The organism is Dokdonia sp. MED134 (assembly GCF_000152925.2).
Classification (GTDB): Bacteria; Bacteroidota; Bacteroidia; order Flavobacteriales; family Flavobacteriaceae; genus Dokdonia.
On the sequence record NZ_CP009301.1, the window covers coordinates 93,031 to 116,982 of the forward strand.

Sequence of the window (23,952 nt, forward strand, 5' to 3'; positions counted from 1 at the left end):
TAGGAAGACCCTACGATGAAAATTATAGATCAAAATTCGGCTTAAAAGCTTGTACTGAGCCCAGCCGAAGTAGGCTTGTTTTTTAACTCAGTTCTTGTTAGCAGCTGCTTTTTAATCAAATTCAATTCGTTCTTTATTCTGTTCAGCCCAATCAATAATAAATTGCTTAATTCTTGATTTGTCCTCTTTTTTTAATTCCGATTTGGTAGGCAAGCACCAATGAGTTTCAGCTTCAAACCATAATCTTATTCCTCCAATTTCTAATTCCCATTCGAACTCTATCAGTTTGCCATTTTCTACAAAATAAATATATCCATTTCTTCCTTTATTCGAGAAATGAATTCCGTTTTTTGTGAGCAGTTTTTCAATTCCGTCTTTTTTTCTTCTTTCTGTTTTCCATTCTCCATTTAGTTTCTCTGAAATATGTACTTGAAAATTATTCTCACTTACTTTATAAGTTGTCCAACCAAAAGGTAATTTATAGTCCAAACCTTTTAAAGTTTTTTTCGACTGCTTTTTACAATAAGAATTCACTTTGTCCATTTCCATTATTTTGGCTGCTTTAGCTAATTCAGTCCAAAATTCTTCTGAAAAATAATGTTTGGTTTCGTCTGCTAATTCAACAAGACTTTCCAAAGCAAGTCCAAATTCGTTTTTTTCGTAAAATTTTATGCTGTTTTGAAATTGTCTATGTTTTTTATAGAATTCAGGAATATAGTCAATCATTCGCGTAATTATCTTTTTAGGCGATGATTCTACTCGTTTTTTCTTTATGAAACTAAATATTCCCAATGTTCGTTTTAAGTTGCTGCTAACAGGCCACTACATAAAGCGAGTGCGGCATTTTGTTGGTTAGCCTGTTTTCTTGTTCTTTAATTGATAGTCTAAATATACAAGTATTTGAGAAAGATTACGCTTTCGCGAAAGCTTAAAATCAAGAAGACATTGCGATAAGATTTATAATTTGAAATTAGCTTAAAAGCCAGTGCTGAGTTCTGTAGAAGTAGGCTTGTTTTTAACTCAGTTCTTTGTTACAAGCTGGTCTTTTTTCCAGTTTTATAGTATTCTTTCTTCGCTTTTTTCTGTTTATAATAAGCAACAAATATCAATGATAATGGGAAAAATAATATTATCAAAATCCACTTAAATATGTTCAAAATCAAATTCATTATCCAAATATTGAGTAAATAAAAATCAAATTGACGATTAATGTTAATCCGATTGTAACAAACATTGTCTGTTTAGAAATTTTAAAAATATCTCTAACTCCATCTTTACAGTTTAGAAATAAAAATCCGCCATAAAATAATAAGGTCATTATGTACACAGCTGGCGAAACTGTTGGAAAAATATTTTCGAGTGCTGGAATGTCAAAAGGTTGTCTTCTTAAATTCATAAAGAGCAATATAATTGCATTAAATGCAGAATAGGTCAAAAATATTGAGAGTAAAATCCACCCAACTTTATTGCTTTTCCAAAATAGAATTACTGCTATCGGAAGTATAATTATCGGGAAAAAGTATTCTACCATACTCAAATCCCAATCTGAAATCCCTTCGTGAAATATAATTTGAAACATTCCGAATTGTTGGTAAAGTCGATAGACTGCTAAACAACCAAAAATTAGAATTGTCAATCTTATAATTTTTTCAGGTGTTTGAATTCCGTTTTGAATTGGGTTTATAGTCTCAAATAGAGTGGAAGTACTCTTTTTTATTCTTTTCTCACGCTCTTTTCTTTTCTCAATTTCACGCTTTTTAGCATTCTCTTTTTCGGCTATATTGGATTTAGCTTGATTTAAATCGTGCTCGGTAAGTTGTCGGCTTTCTATTTCCGTTTTGGCTGTCTCGACTGCAATTGGATTATATTTTTCCGATTCCGCAACAATTTTTAAAAGTTCACTATTTGACAGCTTTTGGTATAATTTAGTAAATTCGGTCATTAAGTACGAATGTTTTTCTTGGCTTGCTTGTAACAGGCCACTACATAAAGTGAGTGTGGCATACTTCGACAAGCTCAGTACAAGCTTTGCTGGAGTGCCTGTTTTTTGTTTTTTAATTAATTTTTTAAATATACACTTATTTGTGAATCTGTCGTCGCGCATAGAGCTTTCAAACCTGCCACTGACGAGTGAGGAACGAAGAAGATGAAGGCACAAAGTGGAGGCTGATTGAGTAGGGTGGGAGCTTTAAAATCTTAGCAGATTAGCTCTATGATCTATCTGTGCTAGATCCTTGATTATTGCTCTTACAATCGTTCTTAAACCGATTTTGAAGCGTAGCCATACGATTGCGGTAATTACCAAGTATGCAACTGCCTTTTGTGAAGCTTATTTTATCGTGAACTGCGAGCCCTTGGGCATTCAGCCGCCAACGTGTTTGTGTATGGTTAGTTGCGTGTTTCAGCAACTAATTTAGTAAACAAAAACGAACGCGAGAAAATTCCGAAGGAATTTCCAAGTAGGCGAGCACTAGCAATGAATTATACACGTAGTTATGTGCTGGCTTTTACAGTTCCAAATCTTTGTTAACAACTTCAATTATTTTTCCAAAACCTATAATTCGAGAACCCTCTCTAAAGTCGAATGCTGTCCCTTTTTCAAGTTTGTTTTTCAAAAATTCAGTCGATGCTACTCTGATTTCGGCAACAACAGTTTCTCCAGGTATTGCAAAATTACGTCTTATAAACCTTTGACTTCCTGATGTTTGGTTTTCTGAAAAATCAAATTTTATAGCTGGTCTATATCCAGAATTTGCATTTGTGGTTCTTCCTCCTTCTTCCGATGTTCTATATTTCAATTCAGCGATAAAGTCCGCTTTTCTAGAAAATATGAACGTGTATTTATCGACTATTTCCTTATAGTTAGTCAATAATTTTTGTGGAATATTTTCATTAATCTGATTTGCTAAACTTTCAATATCGGATGGATTCAATTCTAATTGAAGTAAAGGTGCAACTCTTATTCTATCTAGAAGTTCTTGAACTATTGGCTCTAAATTTTGAACAAAATTATTGTCAATTAAAGCTTTTAAGAATTCATTCTGAAGCTCTTGAAGTTCGTCAAAATTCCAATTGAAACTGGAAACATTTCTAACCACTGCCAAATTGCTAAAGTCTATATGTCCATCGAAACTATCTCCAAAACCAAAACAACTTTTAAAATGTTTTTCTTCAACTATTGCTTGAAAAGTACAACCACAAATTACTTCGATAAACCAAGCAACCGTTCGAGGAATATTTTCAGTTTCTTTTTTTATTCTGTTTTGTTCTTTTAATAAATCAAGTTCAATATGGTAAAATGATTTTTCTGGAACAACTATATTTTTTGGAAAGCCTACTTCAAATGATTTTACATTACCTAAATTCGTTTCCTCAAATTTACTCGCTAAACAATATCCAGTTAAGTGACCTAGTTCGTGAAAAACTGTACTTTTTATATATTCTAATTTTTCTTCGATGTTCATTTTTTCAGCTTGCACATAACAGGCCACTACATAAAGCGAGTGCGGCATTTTGCTGGTTTGCTTTACTTTGTGGTCTTGATTTGTTTGGACTAAATATACAATGAATTTTGGATTTGTGCGCCGCGCATAGAGCTTTCAAACCTGCCTCCGACGAGCGTAGTGAGAGGAAGGCATAAATTCGCGTTATGTAATAGTTCTTGCATCCGACGAGAGAGGAACGACCGAGAGGATTGCACACTTGCAACTACGTGTGAGCTTTCTCTACTTAAGATGTATGCCTTAGGCATTTTTGAGTCCTGCCTCCGACGAGAGAGGAACGACCGAGAGGAAGGCACAAGGTGGCGGCTCGTTGAGTAGGGAGGGAGCTTTAAAATCTTAGCAGATTTGCTCTATGATCTATCTGTGCTAGGTTCTTGATTATAGCGCTTACAATCGCTCTTAAACCGATTTTGAAGCGTAGCCATACGATTGCGGTAATCACCAAGTATGCAACTGCCTTTTGTGAAGCTTATTTTATCGTGAACTGCGAGCCCTTGGGCAATCAGCCGCCACGTTTAATATATGTGTCGTAGCAGAGCAAATTGTTACCTTGTTTTTTGATTTTTCTGCGTATTGGTTGCTAACTTTTACTTTCTGCAAGCATTGCGCTTTACCAAAAATACAACAACCATTCGATTCATTACTTAGCTGCTATGATCACATATATGTTGTTGTGGCCAGTTTATTTATTTAATCTCGTTATCATAATCATAATATTCCAGAGAGAGAATAAGTCACTTCCTTTTTTCGTAATAAAAATCGTTTCTTTTCCGTCAAATTCAGTAATTAACAATTCGCGTTCGTTGCGTTTTTTAATTTTTTTGAGTTTAGTTTCACCAGCTTCTGCTTTTTCGAAATATTCTTTCCGATTTTTAGAGTCCACATCTTCAATTGCATCTAATTTTACAGAGTTGAGTTTTGTTCCATCATACCCAATAATTCTTTTTGTTCCCAATGCTGTCCAATTATTCGTCGAATCCGTAAATAGTAAGATTATTTTTCCGCTATCTTTTTCGTCAAAATGATTTAAGTATTTCATTTTGACTTCGTCAGTCAAGTTCTCAAATAAAAATACAGTTTTATTCGGCAGATTATGTTGAGAAGCTCTCCACTTAATTCTATCTTCTATAAATTCGACTGTTTTTCGCATTCAGTTTAATTGGCTACAACAGGCCACTACATAAAGCGAGTGCGGCATTTTGCTGGATAGCCTGTATTTATTTGTTTTTTAATTGATTGTTTAAATATACACTTATTTGTGAATCTGTCGCCGCGCATAGAGCTTTCAAAAATGTCGTATTCGCGTTATGTAATAGTTGTGGCTGGTTGCAACTACGTGTGAGCTTTCTATACTTAAGATGTTTGCCCTAGGCATTTTTGAGTAGTGGCCTGCGGCGGCTGATTGAGTAGGGTGGGAGCTTTAAAATCCTAGGAGATTGGCATTATAATCTATCTGTGCCAGATCCTTGATTATTGCTCTTCCAATCGCTCTTAAGCCTATTTTGAAGCGTAGCCATACGATTGCGGTAATAGCCAAGTATACAGCTGCCTTTTGTGAAGCTTACTTTATCGTGAATTGCGAGCCCTTGGGCAATCAGCCGCCACGGTCTCGTATAACCGTCAGTTACGGGTTAATATGCGTTAATTTTCGGTTTAGCAAAGGCTTTAGTAATTCCGATTATACGATGTTGTAAAACGTTTTTTATCCAAATTGCCACCACTTTTTTCTCTTTATCAATTTATTAACCGAAAAGGATTTTGTCATTCCGTTTATCTTTTCGTGTTCTAATTGTTTGTCCATCGGTTCGATAATATTTTGCCAACCTGCCGAAAAACTAGCGTGTATTTCACTTCCATTAGGTGTGTATTTCAATTCGACTGGAATTTCGCCAATGTTCTCCAACAATTCTGAAAATTCTTTTTTAAATCGATTTGGTAAATACCATGTTACTTTCGGTTCATTTTTCCAATGTCCAAAACTTGCAACTAAAACATTACACTTTTTAAAGTCCAAGATTGTTGGCTTTTCAGCTTGGTTTATTCGTGTAGTAACAATTAAATTATATCCAAAACCTGTTTCCAAGTCAGATTCTAAAACTATTCCACCACCATAATTTCCGTTTTCTAATCTGAATGTTAAACATGTTCCTTTTTTAAAAATCGGCTCTTTTTTGACAATTCGTTTGCGTGCTTTTGGTTTTACTTTTTCTGATTCTAATTTTGCTAAAAACTTATCAAGGACAATTTTTCTTTTTTTAATGTCCGATTCGCTTGCATCAAGTTCTTTCCACAATTTTAAATCAGATTCACTTTCTATTATTCCACGAATTTTTTCTAAAATGTCATTCGATAAACTTTTCGTTTCCCAGAGAGCCAAAGCCAAGGCAAACCAAAAATCATTTGTTCCGTTTGGGTTTTCAGAAATCAGTTTGTTTTTGATTTTGTTAGGTTCTTTTCCATCATTGTATAAATCAAAAAAATCAGCATAAGTATCTGCTGAAGTATCGTTGCTTTTTATTGCTGTTCCCCAAGTTCCCAATTCAGTTCGTGATTTTTTTTAAATGTTTTACAACAGGCCACTACATAAAGCGAGTGCGGCTCCAGGTAGCTATCGGGATTGCGGTAGTGCCTGTCTTCTTGTTTTTTAATTGATAGTCTAAATATACACTTATTTGCAATTGTTTAAGTTCTCACGAAAGCGTGATTATTAATTTAAGTTAGGAGGGTCTCGTATTTTTTATGTGGGCATAACCCTACTGGCAGAAAACTAGTATCTCCAAACCAGAGCTTCTAATTTTATTTTTGACATCCTCTAGTGTCCGTTAGCGGTCATCTTCTCATAGTAATTTGTGTACATTTTAAGAACTTCTTTATCAATGCTAATATGAATACTACCACCTTTATTTATAAAATTGATGGCGTCTAAAAGCGTATTTTCTAATGGATTTACTGCCTTTAATTTTGTGAATGGTATCCTTAAGAGATTGATGTTGTTTTGCTTGCAATATTCGTTTTTAATAAGGTCTCTTTTAAGTCTTGCTTTTTGTACCTCTGGATTTTTATCAAAACCAAATTTTCCAAAATGCTGTTGTCCATCAAATTCTATGATTAAGTTTAGTGATTTTACATAAAAGTCTACTTGTAACTTATTCTTGAATTTCAAGTCGTGAAATGTTTTGTTTTTATTAAAGCTTAATTGTTCTCTTGTTAAAATCTCAGAAATAATCTGTTCACCTAACGAAACGCTGTTCTTAGGGTAGCATTTGGGACACATTTTACAGTGTATTTTATGCTTGTGGAATTTAAAAGGAAAAGGGTGTTTATGACCATTTCCCTTACATTGGAAGATTATGGAGTAGTGGTTGTACTTATCTTTTTTAAAAGACCTGTAGGTATATATTTCAGAGAGACCAGTTTCAATATTCTCTAGCTGGTTATAAACAATTTCTTTTAGTTCGTCTTCTGTATATCCATAGCTAGAAGCTAATGAAGCACACTTTTTACAACCGTGATTTTGACCAAGCAGTCCCTGCTCTTGATAAAATGTGATACCGTGATATAAACATTTTAACTTTAAGGATTTAGGTTTCTTTTTACTGAAGCCAGGAATTTCTAGAATATAATGCCAATCTCGTATAAACTTCGAGTGACTATTTCTCAGCTTTTGATCGTGTTGATCATATGATAATATAGTTACAATGCTGGCGTTATGATTTTGTATGCAACCTTTACATTTTTTTAGAAATTTTTTTGATGATTTGAAAGTTTGTGCTGGTAGAATGAAAGTACTGCCGTGCTCTGTACATCTTAAATGATAGTATTCAATATTACGATTCTGATTATTCTTTTTGAAAAAGATAGAGCGTCTAGGAGCGGGATCCAGCTCATATTTACCGTCAAACTTATTTGAGATAAAATTTTGAACTTCTCGTCGGTACAAAAATGGATTTCTTTTGTTTTTTTCAATGGGTGTTAACCTTTCCCAATTGTTTTTTCCAGTTTTCATTGTTGAAGATTTGAAATGAAAAAGCGCGAGACCGATATCATAAGTCCTAAGGTATCGGCAAACACCCGTCACTGTATGAAAAATCGACCCGCGCCAAGCGGACGATTTAACTATGATACAGTGACTTACAAAATTATGCCGATTTCTAGGTCTGACCAAGCTAAACGCTTTATATAAATATGTTAGATTTCTATTTTTCTATAATTCTAGTTTTATATGAGTATTCATTTCATATGCAAGTTATGAAATGTCATTGATATATTTTTCGATTGATAAATTGAGTATACTTTTTATACTTACCTCTTCTTGTAGTGCTCGTTGCTTTACCTTCTTGTAGAGGGATTTAGGTAGGTAGAACGCAATCTGTATTTCTTTTTCTGCCGGTTTTACCTTTTTTACGGGTCGTACTCTTTGTATTGGGGTTTGAGTAGCTTTTTTGGCTTGGTCTATAAGTGATGTTAGGTCTAGTTCTTCCATATCATAAAAGTTTTATTAATGTTTCTTTAGTGAGAGCATTCATTTGTATTTGTGCTTTTGTTGTGGTACAACCCTTATTCATTATGGATCTTGTATAATCAACTAAATCACTAATCCGAGTTTTAGCTATTTCGACTCCATATTTTTTGATTTCTCGATATACATCATTGGTCAATGTTGTATTTGCTTTAATCATATTCATAACGATGAGAAGTTTGTCTTTGTCAATTACTGCCAGAACCAGGTCTAATGTTTTATTGATCGCTATAACATCAAGTAAACTGGCTTTAGTAGGTATTATAATGAGATCGCTTATTTGTGCTAAATTTTCTAGGTTGTTGAATAGATAGGGAGGCGTATCTATAACTATAAACGTATATCTTAATTGCCTAATTTCTACTACAGACGTACTTGGTGGGTATATATCTATATTTTCAAATTGAGACTGAAGGCTCACTAAGCTGCCCTGGTGATCAAGATCCACAATAGCAACTGTGGCGCTTTTTGCTAAATTGAGAGCAATGTTTGCCACTAGAGTGCTTTTCCCTACGCCGCCTTTTTGATGGGTGATGGTGATTATTTTACTCAAACTTCTCTTTTTTCCAGTTTATAAATGATTTATAGGCTTTTTTATCGCTTTGGAAAAATTCACCTAGATTAGTCTTAAATGTGCTAAATTGCTGTGATTCTGCAGTATATTTTTTACTGATTTCAGAATATTTAAAAAGTCCAAATCCCGTTCCAGTAATCAGGCTTATTAGTAGTAGCACTATAAGCGTTCTGTAAAAAAGGTATTTTTTCTTACCGGTACGTTGAAATACTTCAAGTTGTGTTTTTGTGGTACTCATTATTTCTTTTGAAAACTTCTGAGATACTTGCTCCGTATATTGCTCAAACCTTTTTAGCTCTGTTAGATCTGGAGATATATGTATTGCTTTTATTTGTTCTTTCAATTCCTGTAAACGATAATTTTCAGCTTCTAGGACTTGTAAGTCATTGTTAATGTAGTTTCTTGTTGCCTGTAGTTTATTGATGTCATTACTAAAGCTGTCTAATTCTTCAACGAGTAATGCCGCCAGTCTTTCTAATTGTGTCATTGTTTTTTGATTTTAATTGTTGCGCTTTCGCGAAAGCTTTTTCCAAATTGTTTTTTGATAGTTGTCTATGTACCTCACTAGCTTTAAAATTGTATTCTTTATAATGAATTCTACAACCTCTATAATTCCCAAATTTGTCAATGCTTTTGATAACATATACGCCTTGCGCTTTCATATATGAGATATAGCTAGATAGATCTTCTGGAACCATTTCACTAATTACCTTTTTGTGCAATTGGAATATCTCCGTCCTAACTTCTTTAGTTTTAGATTGCTTTTGTTCTCTTACCTCTGTTGTTGTTTCTAAACCTAATCTTTTTGCTACCCTTTCGGCAGCTTTCATAGATTTTCCACCTATATAGCTGTCGGAAACAGCTCTTCCATCAAATCCAATTCTAGAGGTGTACAGGTGTATATGTTTATGAGGTTTATCTTGATGTAAGTAAGCAACACTTTGATGTTCATTTAGCCCCATCTCCTTTATGAATTCTGAAACTATCTTATTCCAGTCTTTAAGCACGACTCTTTGACCGTCTTTTATGGTTGGACTTAAAACAAACGAGAGCATATTGCGAGTACAATTTGCGTTGAGTTCGTGCAGTAATTTGAACTCTTTTGTAATATCTCTTATGTCTGTTGCCATAATATTTCTCTTTAAAACAAGTACAGCAGATTTATCACTATCATTTCCATATTCTAAACTCGCTTGTAAATGACTTATAGATTGTCCCAGTCCTACCATTATTGAAATTTTTTTAGATTTAATCTTAATTCATCGGCTAGTTTGTGAACTTCATTTTTAAGTCTAGGATCTTTGTTTTTAAATAAGTTGCCTATCGACTTCCATCCGTTATGAATTTTTACTAGCTCTTTAAATAGATCTAGTTCTTCGTTAGATAGGCGAGCCCGTATTTTTTTATTTAAACCTACCTGGCGTAAATATTTACTGAGATCGAGTCCTGCCTCTTTTGCAGCTTGTTGTAATAGCTTTTTTTCAAGCTTTGTTACTTTAAATGTTATATAATATTTTCTCATAATTTGAAACCTGTTTGCGACCTTAGGAGCAAACCAAGTATTGCGTACTTGGGACTTCGGCGTAGCAAGAAGTACCAACGTGCGCACTACTTGAAATACTCAGATCTAAAAATTTTATGCTCGTCATTTTTCCCATTTATTAAAAACTCATTTATATCTATGTATTGACTATAAAGGTGACTTTTATCACAAACATTTTTACAAGAATTTATAAGTGATTTTGACGTTTTTTTTCCACTCTCATCATTGTCTAGATATAGGTGAATTTTATCGTATTTATTTAAAAATTTAAAGCTTTGATTAACGAGAGAGATAGAGTTAAGAACAAGAATGTCTGAGTTAATTGGGCCGCTGCTTAATTCAAGAAATGCTAAATAATCAAAAAAGCCTTCGAAGATTTTAAGGTTTTTCATATCGTTCCTAATAACTGAAATCGCTTTTTTACCGATACAACCCTTAAAGCCTTGATTTCTAATTTCCCAATTAGATAAGATATTTTGAAACCCAAGACCAAAGTAGCTGCGACCAGCTACTTGGTAATGAACTTCCTTTAACTCTTTTGATATCAAATTTGACGAGATACATCTTCGCTTTGCATAGTTTAACAAAGCCTGATGTTGCGGAGGTAAAATCTTAGTAACGGTAATCTTTGAAGACTGAGTAGACTTCTTCTTTTGAGAAACATTATAAGTTTTAAACTCGTCCTTAGATAGCGCTATAATGGCATCGTGAAAGTTTATTTTATGCAGTCTCATTATTAGATCAATGATTGAGCCGCCAACCCCTTCTCCGTGGTCATACCACCTGTTTAAACGTAAACAAACTTTAAAGGAAGGTCGTAGCTCGTGTCTAAATGGGCTTAAATACCAGTAATTACTATTTTTAATAGACTTAGGTTGATAGCCTTTCAATGCCAATAGGTGTATGATGGAGATATCTTTAATTATTTTTAAGTCAGCCATTTTCTATTGCAGTTTTTGATTAGACTTAAAAGACGCTAAGTACCCATATGCTTGTAGTTTGGAGTGCTTCACTTTTTCATAACCTAACGCACTTAGGGCTTTACCGGCGCTAATATGGTTCAGTTTTGCGTCGGTGAAGCTTAATAGGTTAATGACATCTGTAGCTGTTTTAAAATCTTCTATAGAGTTTGTCTTGGTAAAATATTTATCTATCAATTCAAACTCACTGCTTTGGTTAAAGTATTTCTTATTTCTAATCTCATTTAACTTTATGTCTTCAGGAGTCATTTCGGCGTAGAATTCATCATCTTTAAAAGCGAGATGATAAGCTTGAGCCCATAGCATATTAATATCTACATTATCTTTGTAGCTAAAATCTATTTCCCCTATAATTTCAAAGCAAAGCCACCTTACCGATCCAGTAGGGTCATTAAGGAAGTCATTATCATTTGTAGATGCTAATAAAGAAGCTCGTCTTGCAATAATAGAATAAAGCCTATCATAGGGTAGCCTCTCATTAATTTGGGTCTTAGATAAGAAAGATTTATAGTTGTTAATTGCAGATTTGCTTGCTAATCCTAACTCATCTAAGTTCACAAGCATATTACGAGTTAATGAAACTCTGGAATCTTTATCAAATCCAATATCTTCTGCTATATAATCACTAAGCTCTTCCGGGCATAAATTTCTTATCCAGGTAGTTTTACCTTTATTCTGAGCTTTTTGATAAAGAACAAAACATTGCTTATTTGCATACCCATCAATAAGAGCGCATTTTACAGCTCTAACCATCCATTTCTTGAAATGGTATATGGCAAGATCTAGCTCTTTAAAATCAATATAGGATACATATTCACTTATATAGTCAGTACCGTCCCAATCAGGTAGATGAGAGAAGTAATTTTCTATAGGATCAAATTTTTCCACAAGATGTGATTTCAAATACATTTCTACATTTTTTAAAGAGGTTTTAATATTATTCTGGCTTAATTCTATATAAAGAGAAGCCGTATTAACAACTTCCCATTTTTTTGAATGGATTGGTTTAATGTCACAAGTATGTGACATAGTATTATATCGTATGTGGTACTTTTTATGTAAGTATTCAAAGATTTGATCAAAAACTGTCTTTACCAGAGGTTTGTCTAAATGATAGATGGATTTTTTTTTCATAAATAAAGGTTTAACCCGTATATTTACACAGGTTTTATTATTGGAATAAAATTGAAAATATAAGGCACTACCAGGCACGGTAGTGCTTTTTTTATTTTAGCCGATTGAGTGGAATGAGGTTATCATTCTCATCGAAGATAGTAGTATGTTTTATTTGGTAACTACGCCCTATGCGTACAGATTTTAAAATACCACGACTACAGTAGGACCTTATTGTCTGTGGTGTTTTATTGTAAAATTTGGCAATTTCAGCCGGACTGTAATGACTGGTACGTCTTTGCTGATCTTTATCTCTTATATGATGATGTAAAAGAGATTTTAGTTCATTAATTTGAGATTGAATAATGTCGAATGGATTGTTCATTTTGTAAATTTTATAGGTGCAATATCGTGCTTATTTGTTGGTATACAGCGGTTTGTCCGCGGAGTCCGCACTTTCCGCACTTTTTGGGTTTAACTATAAAATTTACTCGTAATATAAAATGGGATTTATTGAGTTAGTTAGTAGCTTTACGCATTTTATTATAGATTTTCAAATCCTTTTTTTCAATACCGTCAAATTGGAGTAAAAATTGACAAACGTTTTCAAATGAAACTTCATATTTTTTAGTAAATTTTTCTTCATTTAATTGAGAATTTACATTGCTAAATAATGTTCGTTTCAAATCCACTCCGAAACACTCAAATTTCTCTCTAAGTTCTACCTGTGTAAACCCTAACAGAAATCCTTCATTTCTAAGGATGAGAATTAAAAATGATAATTCTCTAGCAATTTCTTTTTTATTCTGGGGATTGAACCCTTCAAAAACCCCTTCTTCGTTTATATTTTTTTTACTTATTAGATATTCTATAAGTTTCTTTGCTATTTCTCTTTTATTATGTTTGAAAGCTTCTATTGCAGGTTTGTAATGTTCACAGTCTATTTGAGTTTGGTCTTGTGAGTTTTCTTCTTTCTTAACTGGGGTAATAGTAGAATCAGTAACCAGGTTTAGGTTTTCATTTCTTTCACTTTCATTCTTTAGGGGTGTACCTAAAGATTCTTGACCTTTAAGAGTATCGGCTTCAGAGCTTGATTTCCCTAATAAAATCTCATCCTTAATATTTTCTTGTTTCTCTTCAAGTTCACTTTTTGAACAAGAAGTAACCTCTACAGTGAGAGTAGGGGGCTGATTGTTATCATTATTCGTAATATTTTCTAGCTTCCCCTTTGTTTTTTCTGATTGACTTGGCTTATTTTTTAATGTAGTTAATAGTTTTAACTGTGGCTCATTTTTAAAATTATCTAGCTTAACCTTTGTGCTTCCATAAGTATGAGAAGAATGTTCCTTGAATTGCTCTTGGTTTGATTGTGTATGGCCGTTCTCTGATTTGAAAAAATGAGCAATAATTATATTTTGGATCTTAAAAAAATAAATAGGGGAGCTGTTAGGCGTAGCAAACATCTTTTGACCTCCCTTTTCAAAGTTTTTTCTTGTAAGGGTAATGAGAATAGCTGTAAATAGGAGGTATATCGTAATTTTTGGAATGTCAAAGTTCCAAATAGAATTGCTTGCTGATTCTATAATATCATTTTTTAGCACGTATGATGCTGTCAAGCATCCTGCGAAAATTATAATTTGATATTTGAGTAGCATTTTATCTTTAACCCTTCTTTGTTCAAACCAAACGAGTGTTAATTTTGTAAAGAATAAACTTATAACGATAGTGAGTGTAAGTCCAAATAATTGATCTAGTATGAAGTAAGTCATTTTTAAAATATTTTAATGAGTATTTTTCAGGTAGGTAGGTAATAAGAAAATCAATTTTCAAAGAAATTTTATCCAAACACGTCGTTCATAAATTTTAAGCTATCTCCTTGTGAAGGTTTGTAATACAGGTTAAAATTTTGAATACTCTTGTGTCCAGTATATCCCATAATAATTTTATCAGGCACTCCCTTATTTTTCATTATGGTAATGAAAGTTCTTCTAGCAGTGTGACTATTAACCCTTGTATAAAGGGGAACTACTGAGGTATGAACATCTTTCCCATATTTCATTGATTTTCGAGCATTTTCAACAAATCCCAGTAATTCAAAAAGTTCTTTCACGTATTTGTTAAATTTTTGATTAGAGATTGACGGCAGGTTAAAATCATACTTTTCCAATATTGATTTAGAGATTTCATTTAATGGAACCTTTAAACTTTTTGTAGGATCTTTTACATCAGTGACACATATAAAGTCGCCATATACATCCGACTTTTTAAGTTTTGAATAGTTTCCGTAGCGAAACCCTGTAGTACAACCTAAGATAAAGAGATCTCTTACTTTTTCCAGGCGAGTATTTGAGCTCAGGTCTACTGAGTAAATATCTTTGACTTGATTTAGATTAAAAGCGATTTCCTCAGTTGGAAACCTTTTTACGTTTTCAAAGTTTTTAAACTCATCGTTATAAGTGTACTTGTTTTTTTCAGCCCAAAATAAAAATGTTTTTAGTAGTCCAACATTCCGGCTTAAGGTGTTTGCAGAATGCTTTTTAACTTCAATACAAAATCTAAGAAAGGTTTGGTAAACCGTTTGATTAAGAGCAGAAAACCGAATGGGTTTACCTAAATAAGACTCAAATTCTTGAAGTAGTTTTTTGTTGTATTGATATCTTTTAATCGTTGAGGGTGAGTTCCCTTTGTCTGTAGGGTCATTGATTTTTTGCTCCAAAAAGATATCATATACTTTAAAAAATCCATTTGTTTTTGAGCTTGACTTTTTAAATTCTTTGTCAAAGGCCTGTCTTGCAATATCAATAGTGAGCTTTTCGTCAATCATTTCATATTGTACAGATAAACGATCGAGTAAATTAACGTGATCTTCGAGTGTTTTTTTTAGATTTCTAAATGCAATGCCTGACTCAATTTTATTTGGATTTTTTTTAGGCCTTTTATGTTTCAAATCCCAATCTGCTGGATGTATTCTCTGACCGGTAGAATATATAAATGATTTACCTTCTTCTTTGAAGTAACTCTGAAAATATATGAGGGTAGCCTGATTTGATTTAGGCTCTTTTAGTTTGAAAGAAGATTTCACAAGTTCTATTTTAGGTGCTATTAAAACTATATATTATTGCATATAGTTACGAAAATAAGATAAAAATATTAATCTTAAACCCTTATAATCAAGTATTATTAGTCATTTGATATAGTCTAGCACTAATAAGGTTCGAATCCCTCTTTCTCCGCAAAAGAAACCTGTAACGTATGTTACAGGTTTTTTGTTTTATACTCATACGTCAAGCTTGCTTGTAAGTAGGGGGATAAAACAAAAAACCAACGAGCACAGCTCGTTATGGTTTTATGCTTGCAAAGGATACCCCAATGGGGATCACCTTTAGGTAATCCCCAATAACAAAAATTATCTTCCAAGCCCAAGCTAGTTTGGAAGGCGAAGGGATAAAACAAAAAACCAACGAGCACAGCTCGTTATGGTTTTATGCTTGCAAAGGATACCCCAACTGGGATCACCGCAGGTAATCCCATTGTGATTTTTCTAAATAAAACAGTGAGGAATGAATATCGAATATCGATTATAGAATCTCGAATGTAGAATAACGACTATAAAAACAGCTCACGGCTTAAAGCTTACGGCTTAGAGCTTAAAGCCAAATACTAAGAACCACCATCTACCGACTACAAACTACTAATAGCCAACAGCTAAAGACTACCGTCTACCGCCTACCAACTACCGTCTACTAAAAGCCCCCTCAATTAAGCACCTCCTTAGGCGTTCCTTTTCTATAGCAGCGTTCTTCACCTAGGTATAGCGGATTACCGTGTTTTTCTGACCAGAAGCCTTCTAGTAGATCTTTGGTGATACATTGATAGACCACGACACCTTTGTAGATGGTCCCGTTATCGCCCTCATAATTAAAATTAATCACCAGAATATTATTCTTAAAGAAACCAGTTCCTTGTTGGCGCTGATCACCACTTATTAGCCAAGTAGCAACGATTCTCTTATGCTCATCTAGCGCTAGCGTGAGTTCGCCCTTATAACCTGCGGCATCTGGGCTTTGGTTGCTTCCTGTGATGGTGTATGTGCCTATTAGGTCTTCTATGGTAATTGGGGAGTGTGTAATAATGACTATCTAATTAAGGTTGAATCATTCTTTTTAAAGTATCGAAGAAGGCTTGTTGAAATGCGGAATCTTGAGTATGAAGCTTATACAATTCTAGCTCATTTCTTCGCTGTCTTGACATAACATCTTGTATTATTTTACGTAATGCTATGTCACTGTTTTGCGCATCAGGGTTTGCCATAACTTTAGTCGTAAAATCTGGATGTGCCTCTATAAATTTTTTCATAGTTAAGAGCTTTATTCTTTGATCTTCTGGTGTAGCGTCCCAACCGTGAAAGTATCGTTCATTAAAACTTTTAATAATAGCTTCAAGCTCATCTTCTTCATTTTCTCCGTGGGCACCTCTCACGCCTGGATTAGCAGGGTCTAATTCTGTCTCATCTGAGTCAAGCTTGATTTTAGCTCCAATTTTATCCCTTTGTTCCAATCCATAGGTATCTAAGTCTACAGCGTCTAATAAGCGGTCTAAATCATCGATATTTGGATCACGTACAACCATTTTAGGAATTAAAAACTTTAAAAACCAATACAGCATTTCCCACTCTGGATTATTGAACTCCAATAGTGCGGCTACTTGGGCATAAATCTTTACAAACTGCCTTGCTTTAATTTTATAATCTGCTTTTTGCTTGTCCTCATATTCTAACTCTACGTCAAATCTATTTTGAGGCTTACTTAAAGCAGCTCCTAATGATTCTGTGTCTGCATTAGCAAAAAATAATTCGTTAAATCTAACAACTTCACTCCATTCATAAACACCTTCACTATCAAGTAATTCTTTAGCGTCGTGCAACACATTGACATCTGTAGCGCTGCTAAGTGTGGTAATTGTATAGTAAGGATCAAAAGCATTTTTTAAATCTTCTTTATCATTAAAGAAGTCTAACACAAAAATATCTTCCGTTTTTTTACCCAATTTAGGTGCAGACCTATTGAGGCGTGACAATGCTTGAACTGCAAGAACTCCTTGAAGTTTCTTGTCTACATACATTGCGCATAATTTAGGCTGATCAAAACCAGTTAAATACTTATTTGCGACTACAAGAATTCTAAACTCGTCCATATCAAAATAGCGCGCTATTTTATCTTGAATGTAGCCGGGGTCATTAGGTTTTGCAGTATCAAGATTTGAAGGTAAAATATTTACAATTTCTTCAGTTAATAGGATACCATCTATCTCTTTTTCACCAGAAAAAGCACATATGGCTTGAAAAGGTGTACCTCTTTCTTCAAGAATACGTTGTATAGCTCTATGATAACGTACTGCAGATTCAATACTCTGTGTGACTATCATTGCTTTCGCTTTGCCCTTGAGCTTTTTCTTTCTGTAAATCTGACTCATAAAATGGTCAAGCATTACTTCAGCTTTACTGTCTATTGTGCGTTGATCTTTTTCTACAAATGCTTTTAGTTTCTTTTGGGCTTTCTTCGTATCAAACGAAGGGTTTTCTTCGGCAGATTTTGACAGTCTATAATAACTTTGATAGGTTGTGTAATTTGCAACTACGTCGTGTATAAACCCCTCTTCAATAGCTTGTTTCATTGAGTATAAATCAAAAGGAGCAAACTTTCCATCTTCTATTGGAGTTCCAAACTTTTCTAAAGTGCTATTTTTTGGAGTAGCTGTAAAGGCGAGATAAGAGGCATTAGATTGCATCTTGCGCGAAGTCATTATTTGCAAGATTTTATCTTGAATATCTGATGAGTCTTCATCTTCATTTTTTGATTGCCCGATAGCTCTATTTAGATTATCGGCGGCAGTACCTGATTGTGAGCTATGTGCTTCATCTATAATTACGGCAAATCGTTTATCACTTAAATCTGCAATACCGTCGACGATGAAAGGAAACTTTTGAATCGTCGTTATGATAATCTTTTTTCCTTCCTCAAGATTCTCTCGTAGTTGTCTACTTGAATGTGCTGGAGCCACAATATTTTTTACTTCTGAGAAACCTCTTATGTTTTCTCGTATTTGCTTGTCTAGCAAACGCCTGTCAGTAACCACGATAACAGAGTCAAAAATAGGTGTATCCATCGATTTTGGACCAGCTGCGGCCTTATTCTGAGGATACGCTTCTATTAATTGATAAGCTGCCCACGTAATACTATTAGACTTTCCAGAACCTGCCGAGTGCTGAATTAAGTAACGATGTCCAGTACCATTATCACTTACGTGTTGTACAATTTTACGTACCACGCGCATTTGATGGTATCTTGGAAAAAAAAGTGTTCTAGATGGTAGTGGATCACTTGCTTTACCATCTAAGCGTACGAAATGCTGAATAATATTAGCTAGACTTTGAGGTTTAAAAACCTCGTTCCATAAATAAGCAGTTTTATGTCCAAAAGGATTAGGCGGGTTTCCTTTACCATTATTGTGACCAAGATTAAAAGGTAAAAAGAATGTCTTGTCACCAGCAAGTTTGGTCGTCATATAAACTTCATCTGTATCTACTGCCATATGTACCATACAGCGTCCAAAATGAAGAAGGGTCTCTTTGGTATCTCGTTGCTTTTTGTATTGGTTTTGCCCGTGAAGTTTGGCAGACTGACCTGTCCATTGATTTTTGAGCTCAATAGTAATGATAGGTAGGCCATTTATAAAAAGTACCATATCAATATCCTCACGAGGATTACTGGCAGAGTAGGGCACTTGACGCATTACACTAAACTGATTGCTTTCAAACTGCTTTTGAACACGCTCACTACTGCTACCTAAGGGTAGTGGATAAAAGAATTTCAAAAAAGCATCATCTATAGGTAACCCTTTTTTAAGCACGTGAATAATCCCGTGCTTTTTAATAATGCGATCTAAGCGTTGCAGTATTTTTAATTGCCAGTCATTACTGCGCTTTAATTTATTGAGTTCTTCTTCTTGTGTTTTCTCAAGAAAATCCCAAAAACGAGTTTTATCAATGGCATAAGTAGCATCATAATCTTTACGGTGGCCTATGTAATAATCTCCTTGCTTCAGGTATTGCGAATTTGATTCTTGCACGCCATTTAAAGTCTCAATTGTAGTTCCTGACAGAGCTAATTGTATAGCAGCTTCTAAAGCTTGTTCGTTGGTGTTGTCATTCATTCTTTAATCTTTATCAAGTTTCATATGCACGATGTACTCGTTAGTTATTACTTGGTATTTTTTATTCGTAAAAAAGTCATAAATCGGAATGATGTCTTGTTTGTTTTTAACAAGCCATATTTCATAATCTTTTAGATTCTGTTTACCAAAATCATACTCTGATTTTGATAGAAAAAAAGAACCTGTATCGAAGGTCTTTACTTCCACATATTTCACCACACCTTCTGCATTTGTATATCGTATGTCATAATGTAAACCTTCATTATCTTTACTTATATGGTCTACGTTAGTGAACCTCATTTTCACCAATTCATCGTAAACAATTTGTTCTGATGTATTTCCAATTATTTTAAGTTTCCTTTGGTCTTTTTCTCCAGGTGTGAAAACATTATTACTACCTTTAAAAATTCCAGCCTTTTTTGGTTTTAATAGTTTGCTGCTTAAGACTCTGGTTGTATTAGGTCTTGTAGATGGACCAGACGTCTCGTTGGAGATGGTTTCTTCCTTGGTGTTGGCTTTTTCGGCTATCAATTCTTTTTTTATCTCATCTATTTTATCCTCAAAATAAAGCAAACTTTTCAATCTTGGATTTAGGCTGATTTCATATAGTTCAGTAGTTGTAAATTTTTCTTCATTCTTACTTCTTATTAAAGCGATATTCTCTTTAGATTCTATTTTGATTGTAGGATATATTAGAGCGATATATTCCCTGTAAACAGCCGTTTTATCCACTTTGAAGTTATGCCTTAATTCGTGAGCTTTTTGTTGAGCAAATTGTAGATAATTGTTAAATCTATTACAAATATCTAAGAACTGTGCCTTTTTCTCTAGGTCACTATTTCTTAGATTTTCCCTAATAGAAGCCTTTACCAATTGGTTTTTTGATAAAATCGCATCTTTTATTGTGGACAAATGCCATTGCGCTAAACTTATCTTATAGCTGTAATGCGATGCAAATACACTTAACTCAATATCCAATTTATTGAATAACCCCTCTATTTTAACTAGTTCACTTTCGGTATTAATTTGCTCATAATCTATGGAACTACTATCGTATTCTAATCCAAAGATCTCTGCAATCCGTTTTTCAAGACTTAAATCGTCCAAGAAGTCATCATAGACTTTGTCTTTTGATAAGAATACTGCCTGCCAAAACGCTTGCTTGTAGTCTGCAAGACCTAATAATTCTCTAGCATCATTAAAAGTATCTATTCCTAGGTCATTTTTGATACTATTTTGCACATCATCAATATCACTTCTTAAAATATACTTGTATTCATTTTTATCGTTATTTACGTCAAATGCTAGAGAGATACAATTTGCAAAACTATTTGTGAACTCAACATTTCGTTTTAAAGAGTCAATTGTGTCGTGTTCGCTTATTTTTATATAATACGTTTGTTCTGAACGGTGAAGAAACTCGTAATCTGATACCACAAAGCTTTTATCGTATACTTCATACTTAATTTCAGAGCATAGTATTATCTCAATTTTTTTACAAATGGATGCTTGCGTTTTTCTTGGCTCTATATCCTCGATAACATTTAACCTGTAGCTTAATAAAAGTGGTTTTAACTCATCTAAAAGATTGCCAAAATCTGCTGTAAGTCCGTCAATTTCATTCTTATAAGTGATATTGATATTAATTGTTTTGAGATCATTTATACCAAAAAACTTTATTGCATCTGCTCCACCTGCGCGTGCTGGGTAATTAAATATTGGGTAGGCTTCTCTTAATTTATTAGGCAGCTTTATTTTATCGCTGAAATATATCTGCTCTTGAGGATACAACCTTAATTCATTACCGTTGCTGGCAAATAATGATAACGGTTGTTCGATTTCAACATTGTTCTTATTGTAGTGACTAAGAGCTCTTTTGTAGAATGTCTGTGATTTAGCACCAGACGGATAAATATTAGGTAATTTATTGATGATTTCTGCCACTCTTTTAATTGATAGGTCGTTAAAATCATCTGTAGCACCTAAGCTGACTAAGATTTCATTAATTTTTGTTTTATTGAGGTTCTGCTCTAGATTAATAAGCTGGTTGTAATTGATTCTAAAATCATTCACCCAAGAGTATTTTTCATCTATAAGAAGGTCTGAAAATTTGAACTTATAATTTTTAGTTAAGTAATACTTAATGTAGGAAGGCTTGGTATAAACTGTCTTGTAATTAAAATAATAGTACTCGTATTTATCTTCGTTGGCGCTATCATATAGTTGTCGTTTTAACCTATCATCATAATAAACCCATAGGATTAGTTTTTCTATAGATAATCTATTCAGTATTTCTTCAAAATCTGTGATGTACAGAAACTCTAATTTGTAAGACGACCTATTTGTATAACCATCATAGCTTTGTACATAGTTTACATAGTCTACGAGGTTTGAGGTGATGTTTGTTCTTCTTTTATATCTCGCATAGCTATTTACTTTTATCCACTTTAGAAATTTTTCTAGTTGATATTTGTCTTCAGCATTAGGTAAACCTAGTATAGATGGATTTGCCACAAAATCACTATTATCGTAAACTTCCTCAAAGATGAGTGTAGTTTTAATACCAGTAGGATAGTCGCTTGATAGCACAAGGTTTTCAGTATCCACGATAGTACTAGCTTTTGAAATAGATGGTATTGTAATTACATCATCAGGGATTTTAGTATCCTCTTTCATTAATTTGAAATTATGATAGAGGCAACTATTCATTTCCTTAATAATTGCTATGCTTTGAGCATTATGCCGTTCTATCTGATTCTTGGTTTCCCTAATTATTTTTTGTGATAGCGTTGCTGGTTCGTAACTGTGAATATTGAAATATCCCTTAAGTTCATCATAAATAAAACGGCCTTTATTAGGATTGTCACTATCGTAAAATTTAAATTCTCTTAGCAGTGCTTCAAAAAATTTATCTCCTACAAATTGGATATCTGTAAAATTGGGTGTTTTTAAGGGATTATTTTTAGTTACTGGGGTATAGATGTATTCTTTTCCCTTAATTATGGTGTTATTATTATTTACAAGAAAATCGAGTTGATTTGGTTTTGCCTTTTTTATGAATGCGGCTTTTTGAGTTAATAGCCTAATCCATTTTGCTCTTTGTCCAATGGATAGTGGTTGACTACCGATAGAATTTAAAACATCGATATAATTTTCTAATACATCTACTTGTCTATCGACCTTTTCATCTAAATCAAATTGAGTAAGTGTTTTACCTTTAAGTGGTATTAAATGGCAGTTTATAGTATCTGTAGCACTGCTCTCGATTAATAGTTGAGCAAACTCATCATTAACATACAAAATCTCTGCTATTTTTTTATATGTATTGTCTATACAAGGAAATACAGCTTCAGTATTTATTGCCTCTTCAATAATGTCATAATAGCCTAAATTTTGTAGCGTATCTGCTTTATGTTTGTGATGTAAAATTGATAAGGGCTGATAAGACACTTTTTTATCAGTAAAATATCTAGCTACTTTTGTTGTAAATGCTACTACTTTTTCTAGAATAAATCTATTTTTTTCTGAATCATTAAGTTGATTACGTGTAGCGTCCAAATCAAAGGTTGCGTGTAAGACATAAGGTTGATTGAGCTTAATGTTAGTAGGGAAAAATGAATACAGATAAGGTGATGTTTTTTCAAAATTATCTTCAACGGCAATTTTAATTTGATAAAACTCTTTTTCTGTTTTATTGACATCCTGAAACTCTAGCGGTAACTCATCTTCTTCTTCAAAAATAGACCAGGAATTGTTTGGAAATTGAATTGCTTCTTGAGGACTGAATGTTGTACTAGATTTGATATGAGCGCTTCTATTACATTTAATTTGCGGTTTGTCTTCAAAACCTATAAAATCAATTTGCTTGATGTGATTTAAAAAGAGTAAAGTTTCTGGGGTAATACTTTTGACCTGCTTATAAATATCTTTGAAGGCCTTCTCTTTATAGCTGATTACAATACTTGTTTTAAAGTTTTCTTGCGTTATTTCTTTTATGACAGGAAGGCATAAAAAAGGCATAGGAATCACGGTAGAACTTAAATTTTCCTCTTTAGCTATAGTTGCTCGTTGCTCTGTAGTAAATAAACTCTCATAACGCGCTTTAGTATTGGTTTCAGAGTATTGTAAAGAAAGGTCGTTGCTTTGAATCTCTATGGCATTGCTCCAATTTATAATAGACCTAAAACCAAGACCCTTGTTTCCTATGTATTTTCGTTTTGAAGTTTTGGACGATAGATTTGCTATAAATAAAGAACGGTAGCCTTTTTTAGAAAAAGACGTATCTCCATTATTGTTAATGCTTATCGTTTTACTTGCCGTATCTAATTTAATAGCCACTTGCGTAGCACCTTCATCGTCGGAATTTTGTAAGAGTTCTAGTAATTGTCTACCGTTATAGCCTTTAATGGTTTCTAGCTCACGGTTGTAGTCACCTAGCATTTCGCTATAATCATCTTTATAGCGTTTAGTTTTTTTAGTACTTAATTCTTGTATAAATTCTTTCAAAT

General features: G+C 33.5%; 19 protein-coding genes. All 19 read right to left on the minus strand.

The genetic code is table 11. The features are described from left to right. Positions 1-111 precede the first annotated feature (111 nt). Positions 112-726 (minus strand): hypothetical protein, encoded by a 615-nt coding sequence (locus MED134_RS00415; RefSeq protein ID WP_021779373.1) that lies wholly within the window; start codon positions 724-726, stop codon positions 112-114. 442 nt (positions 727-1,168) lie between these two features. Beyond that, a complete protein-coding gene (locus tag MED134_RS00420; RefSeq protein WP_021779371.1) occupies positions 1,169-2,104 on the minus strand; it encodes a hypothetical protein in 936 nt (311 codons plus the stop codon). Between the two features lie 403 nt (positions 2,105-2,507). Next, positions 2,508-3,464, minus strand: a complete 957-nt coding sequence (locus tag MED134_RS14620) for a hypothetical protein (protein ID WP_148305621.1) — start codon at positions 3,462-3,464, stop codon at positions 2,508-2,510. A 721-nt stretch (positions 3,465-4,185) separates the two neighbouring features. Then, positions 4,186-4,653: a hypothetical protein gene (locus MED134_RS00430; RefSeq protein WP_021779369.1), complete on the minus strand. Its 468-nt coding sequence runs from the start codon at positions 4,651-4,653 to the stop codon at positions 4,186-4,188. A gap of 552 nt (positions 4,654-5,205) precedes the next feature. Further along, the gene (locus MED134_RS00435; RefSeq protein WP_021779368.1) at positions 5,206-6,042 is read right to left on the minus strand and encodes a hypothetical protein; all 837 of its coding nucleotides are present in this window, start codon (positions 6,040-6,042) and stop codon (positions 5,206-5,208) included. 273 nt (positions 6,043-6,315) lie between these two features. Next, the gene (locus MED134_RS00440; RefSeq protein ID WP_021779367.1) at positions 6,316-7,509 is read right to left on the minus strand and encodes a hypothetical protein; all 1,194 of its coding nucleotides are present in this window, start codon (positions 7,507-7,509) and stop codon (positions 6,316-6,318) included. 240 nt (positions 7,510-7,749) lie between these two features. After that, positions 7,750-7,986 (minus strand): hypothetical protein, encoded by a 237-nt coding sequence (locus MED134_RS00445; protein ID WP_021779366.1) that lies wholly within the window; start codon positions 7,984-7,986, stop codon positions 7,750-7,752. 1 nt (position 7,987) lies between these two features. Further along, complete coding sequence (locus tag MED134_RS00450; protein WP_021779365.1) at positions 7,988-8,575, minus strand: ParA family protein; 588 nt, start codon at positions 8,573-8,575, stop codon at positions 7,988-7,990. Beyond that, on the minus strand, positions 8,568-9,083 hold the full coding sequence (locus MED134_RS00455; RefSeq protein WP_021779364.1) for a hypothetical protein: 516 nt from the start codon (positions 9,081-9,083) through the stop codon (positions 8,568-8,570). The genes MED134_RS00450 and MED134_RS00455 overlap by 8 nt, the downstream gene beginning before the upstream one ends. Then, on the minus strand, positions 9,046-9,825 hold the full coding sequence (locus MED134_RS00460; protein ID WP_021779363.1) for a relaxase/mobilization nuclease domain-containing protein: 780 nt from the start codon (positions 9,823-9,825) through the stop codon (positions 9,046-9,048). The genes MED134_RS00455 and MED134_RS00460 overlap by 38 nt, the downstream gene beginning before the upstream one ends. Further along, positions 9,825-10,118, minus strand: coding sequence for a plasmid mobilization protein (locus MED134_RS00465; RefSeq protein WP_038596684.1), 294 nt, complete (start codon positions 10,116-10,118; stop codon positions 9,825-9,827). Before MED134_RS00465 ends, MED134_RS00460 begins: the two co-directional genes overlap by 1 nt. Positions 10,119-10,204: 86 nt before the next feature. Next, positions 10,205-11,080 carry a toprim domain-containing protein gene (locus MED134_RS00470; RefSeq protein WP_021779361.1) on the minus strand — a complete coding sequence of 292 codons (876 nt, stop codon included), beginning with the start codon at positions 11,078-11,080 and terminating at the stop codon, positions 10,205-10,207. Between the two features lie 3 nt (positions 11,081-11,083). Continuing rightward, entirely contained in the window at positions 11,084-12,253 is a 1,170-nt protein-coding gene (locus MED134_RS00475) for a VapE domain-containing protein (RefSeq protein ID WP_021779360.1), read from the minus strand. Between the two features lie 91 nt (positions 12,254-12,344). After that, complete coding sequence (locus MED134_RS15455) at positions 12,345-12,617, minus strand: helix-turn-helix domain-containing protein (protein ID WP_021779359.1); 273 nt, start codon at positions 12,615-12,617, stop codon at positions 12,345-12,347. Between the two features lie 133 nt (positions 12,618-12,750). Next, on the minus strand, positions 12,751-14,001 hold the full coding sequence (locus tag MED134_RS00485) for a hypothetical protein (protein WP_021779358.1): 1,251 nt from the start codon (positions 13,999-14,001) through the stop codon (positions 12,751-12,753). Positions 14,002-14,069: 68 nt separating this feature from the next. Continuing rightward, the gene (locus MED134_RS00490; protein WP_021779357.1) at positions 14,070-15,314 is read right to left on the minus strand and encodes a tyrosine-type recombinase/integrase; all 1,245 of its coding nucleotides are present in this window, start codon (positions 15,312-15,314) and stop codon (positions 14,070-14,072) included. Positions 15,315-15,987: 673 nt separating this feature from the next. After that, entirely contained in the window at positions 15,988-16,347 is a 360-nt protein-coding gene (locus tag MED134_RS00495) for a hypothetical protein (RefSeq protein ID WP_038596699.1), read from the minus strand. Positions 16,348-16,375: 28 nt separating this feature from the next. After that, positions 16,376-19,444: a type I restriction endonuclease subunit R gene (locus tag MED134_RS00500; RefSeq protein ID WP_021779355.1), complete on the minus strand. Its 3,069-nt coding sequence runs from the start codon at positions 19,442-19,444 to the stop codon at positions 16,376-16,378. A 3-nt stretch (positions 19,445-19,447) separates the two neighbouring features. Further along, the gene (locus MED134_RS00505; RefSeq protein WP_021779354.1) at positions 19,448-23,950 is read right to left on the minus strand and encodes a DUF3883 domain-containing protein; all 4,503 of its coding nucleotides are present in this window, start codon (positions 23,948-23,950) and stop codon (positions 19,448-19,450) included. Positions 23,951-23,952: the final 2 nt, after the last annotated feature.